At 37.1% G+C, this 3,314-nt stretch carries 2 protein-coding genes and 2 pseudogenes; 3 read left to right on the forward strand and 1 reads right to left on the reverse strand.

The features are described 5' to 3' along the window. The first annotated feature begins 372 nt into the window (after positions 1–372). Positions 373–1,538 (forward strand): IS3-like element ISAba22 family transposase gene (locus B3143_RS14775; protein ID WP_087748731.1). Its coding sequence is split into 2 segments (ribosomal slippage): positions 373–631 and positions 631–1,538, totalling 1,167 coding nucleotides; the frame shifts between segments, so codons are not numbered across the junction. Between the two features lie 368 nt (positions 1,539–1,906). On the opposite strand, the pseudogene B3143_RS14780 reads toward B3143_RS14775, so the two are convergent. Next, a pseudogene (locus B3143_RS14780) lies at positions 1,907–2,065 on the reverse strand (IS3 family transposase); the annotation flags it as partial. A 50-nt stretch (positions 2,066–2,115) separates the two neighbouring features. On the opposite strand from B3143_RS14780, the gene B3143_RS14785 reads away from it, so the two are divergent. Together B3143_RS14785 and B3143_RS14790 are read left to right on the forward strand one after the other, a co-directional pair. After that, the gene (locus tag B3143_RS14785; RefSeq protein WP_004812228.1) at positions 2,116–3,048 is read left to right on the forward strand and encodes an IS5-like element ISAha3 family transposase; all 933 of its coding nucleotides are present in this window, start codon (positions 2,116–2,118) and stop codon (positions 3,046–3,048) included. Positions 3,049–3,102: 54 nt separating this feature from the next. After that, positions 3,103–3,314, forward strand: a pseudogene (locus tag B3143_RS14790) (DDE-type integrase/transposase/recombinase); the annotation flags it as partial.

Raw genomic sequence — 3,314 nt, forward strand, 5'->3', positions numbered from 1 at the left:
ATTCAGCGGACGCTTACAAACGAAGGTAGCTCCCTTCTGGATATTCATCATTCTCAAAAATACTACATCCAAGTAGATACCCATATCTTTCATCACACACTAGGCTGTAACTATCTAAATCATTATAAGTAAGGGTTGAATATGCTTCATTATACTGTGTACTGGCTTTAGTAATATTAATCTCCCCCCCATGAAAAAAAACTTTATTAATTAAGATAGATAGTTCTTCCCAACTAATCTTTTTTAAATCAATTCTAGTTTCACTATGGAAAGGATTTCTAACTACATAGCTGTATATATATAAAATGATGTGTGCTGAAAAAACAGGAGGTTTTAACTTGGTAAACTAAACACACTCATCAGGAGTTTACCATGAGCAAGAAATACAAGACTTACACCACAGAATTTAAAGCTGAAGCCATCAAATTAATTGAAGCCAATCAAGGCAATGTCTCGGAAACAGCTAGACAACTTAGCATTTCAATGCAAACTCTTTCAAATTGGAATACCAAAGCAAAGGCTGGAACTTTAGCAGGTACAAAACAGTATTCACCTGATCTAAACGCTCTACTCGAAGAAAATAAAAAACTCAAACAACAGCTCAAAATAGCTGAAATGGAACGTGAATTTTTAAAAAAGGCAGCAGCGTACTTTGCCAAAGAAAGTCAGTAAGGTACGCCTATATGAAACAAAAAAGATATTCATTTCCAATTACCTTAATGGCTCGATTACTTCATGTTTCAGTTTCATGTTTTTATGATTGGCTCAAGAGAGGCGTGAGCAAAAGAACGATTCAACGAAATCAACAGACGATATTGGTGAAAATAGCCCATGAGGAGACAAGGCAGAGCTATGGTTATATTCGATTAACCAAATACTTACAAGCTCAGGGCATAAAAATGAGTATGTACGCTGTACGTCAGATAAAAGCGCTGAACCACCTGTATTGTAAGCGACACAAGCGTTTTAAAAGGACTACGAATAGTGACCATAATCGAGCGATCTATGAAAACCTGCTGGAGCAACAATTCTCAATGACTAGACCAAATCAAGCATGGTCAAGTGATATTACGTACATATGGACTGTTGAAGGATGGCTGTACTTAGCAGCGGTAAAAGACCTTTACACGAAGCAAGTGGTTGGCTATAGCTTAAATGAGCGCATGACAACACAGCTTGTTTGTAATGCGCTAAATATGGCTATTCACAATCAAAAACCAACCAAAGAACTGATTGTGCATTCAGACAGAGGAAGTCAATATTGCAGCCATGAATATCGAAATATACTTGAGCAATATGGTTTTCAAGGTTCAATGAGCAAGCGCGGAGACTGTTACGATAATGCACCGATTGAAAGCTTTTGGGGAATACTGAAAAATGAGTTAGTGCATCATTACAACTATCAAACCAGAGAAGAAGCCAAAGCAGATATTATAAAATACATTGAGTTATTTTATAATCATCGAAGAATTCAAAAGGGTTTGGGTTTTAAGACACCAAATCAAATGGCCGAAGACTTTTATAAGTTGGCTGCCTAAAATCTCCCAAGGGAAAGTCTCCTGATAATTCAGCGTATATCAAAATCATTGAAAGAATATCCAAAGAGATTGTAATTTTTAAGACTTTATAAAATTAACATAATACATCTTATGCGAAGTCAAAAATGGGAGCTTTAAGCTCCCATTTTTACTGTATTTTTTTGAAAATTTCGTATAACGGCCATTATGTTAAATGAGGGGATAAAATACGATCATGTATTTATAATCCGGTTCTTTTTTGATAGAAAGAATTATCCTGTTTTTCAAATCCATTTCTTATCCTCGATATCGGGTTATTATAAAACTCGTTAGCTAGGCTTTTAATATTAGTAAATTTCGGATTCCAGTATCCTAGACATGAGACAGCCTCATTTTGAAGCTGCCTCAAAGACTTCTGGACTTATCCTGTCGAGAGGCATTAACGCCTGATTCGATTGTAAAATACCTCGATATAATCAAACACGTTTGTACAGGAAATTTCTCGAGTTTTATACATTCTTTTTAATTCTTTCCCTCTTTAAGTGGCTTTGTTGCACAAAGCTATTCTTGAAGGCTTCTTCAGTAATATAATTTCCAGATGAAGAAGCCTACACCTAAAATCTATCGTACAACCAATTGGTCCTCGTATAACCAAGCTTTAATCAAGCGAGGAAATATTTCAATCTGGTTTGATCCTAAGACGCAATGGTATGCACAACCACAAGGCAAGCAAGGACGAAATCAAACTTATTCCGATACAGCGATTCAATGCTGTTTAATGATCAAATCTCTATTCCGTCTTTCTTTACGTATGGTTACTGGCTTTGTTCAAAGCCTGATTAAACTCTGTGGCTTGAATTGGACAGCACCAGATTACTCCACCCTTTGTAGACGACAAAAGCATATTGATATTGCGATAAGCTATCAGAAAAGTCATGATGGGTTACACCTACTTGTCGACTCTACGGGTTTAAAGTTTTTAGGTGAAGGCGAATGGAAGCGTAAAAAACATCAGCCTGAATACCGTCGGCAATGGCGTAAACTGCATATTGGTATAGATGCTGAAACACTGCAAATACGTGCCGTTCAGCTTACTACAAATAATGTCAGTGATTCACAAGTACTAGGTGATTTACTGGATCAAATTCCACTAGATGAGCGAATAGATTCTGTCTATACCGATGGCGCGTACGACACGAAGTGCTGCAGAAAAGTGATTTCAGATCGTCAAGCACATGCAGTAATTCCACCCAGAAAGAATGCCAAGCCCTGGAAAGATTCTAAAATAAGTTCAATAGAACGAAATGAGTTACTTCAAACGGTTAAACATTTAGGTAGAACCCTATGGAAAAAATGGTCGGGTTATCACCGTCGTAGTTTGGTGGAAACCAAGATGCATTGCATCAAATTATTAGGTGATAGGCTGACGGCAAGACATTTTCAAAGTCAGGTCAATGAAATTCATGCGCGTGTGGCAGTTCTGAATAGATTTACGGAATTAGGTAGACCTCGCACCCAAGTTGTGTCTTAAATTTGAATGGATTGGGGAGAACTCAGCTTTTGAATGTTTATGCAACAAAGCCGTTTTCTAGGAAAGATCTTCAATACGGTGAAAAAATGGCAAATTCCAAGGGTCATCAATACAGATAAAGCAGCGACCTATGGCCATGCTTTATCACGGTTAAAGCGAGAAGGAAAATGTCCAGTAGATATTGAGCACAGGCAGATTAAGTATAAAAATAATGTCATTGAATGTGATCATGGTAAGTTAAAGCGAATCATCAGGGCCACATTAGG

The sequence above is a fragment of the Acinetobacter sp. UBA1496 genome (assembly GCF_002324975.1).
In the GTDB taxonomy this organism is placed as follows: Bacteria; Pseudomonadota; Gammaproteobacteria; order Pseudomonadales; family Moraxellaceae; genus Acinetobacter; species Acinetobacter variabilis.

Excerpts from the sequence above, each read along its gene's own strand:
- B3143_RS14785 (WP_004812228.1), top strand. The coding sequence starts at position 2,116 with ATGAAGAAGCCTACACCTAAAATCTATCGTACAACCAATTGGTCCTCG.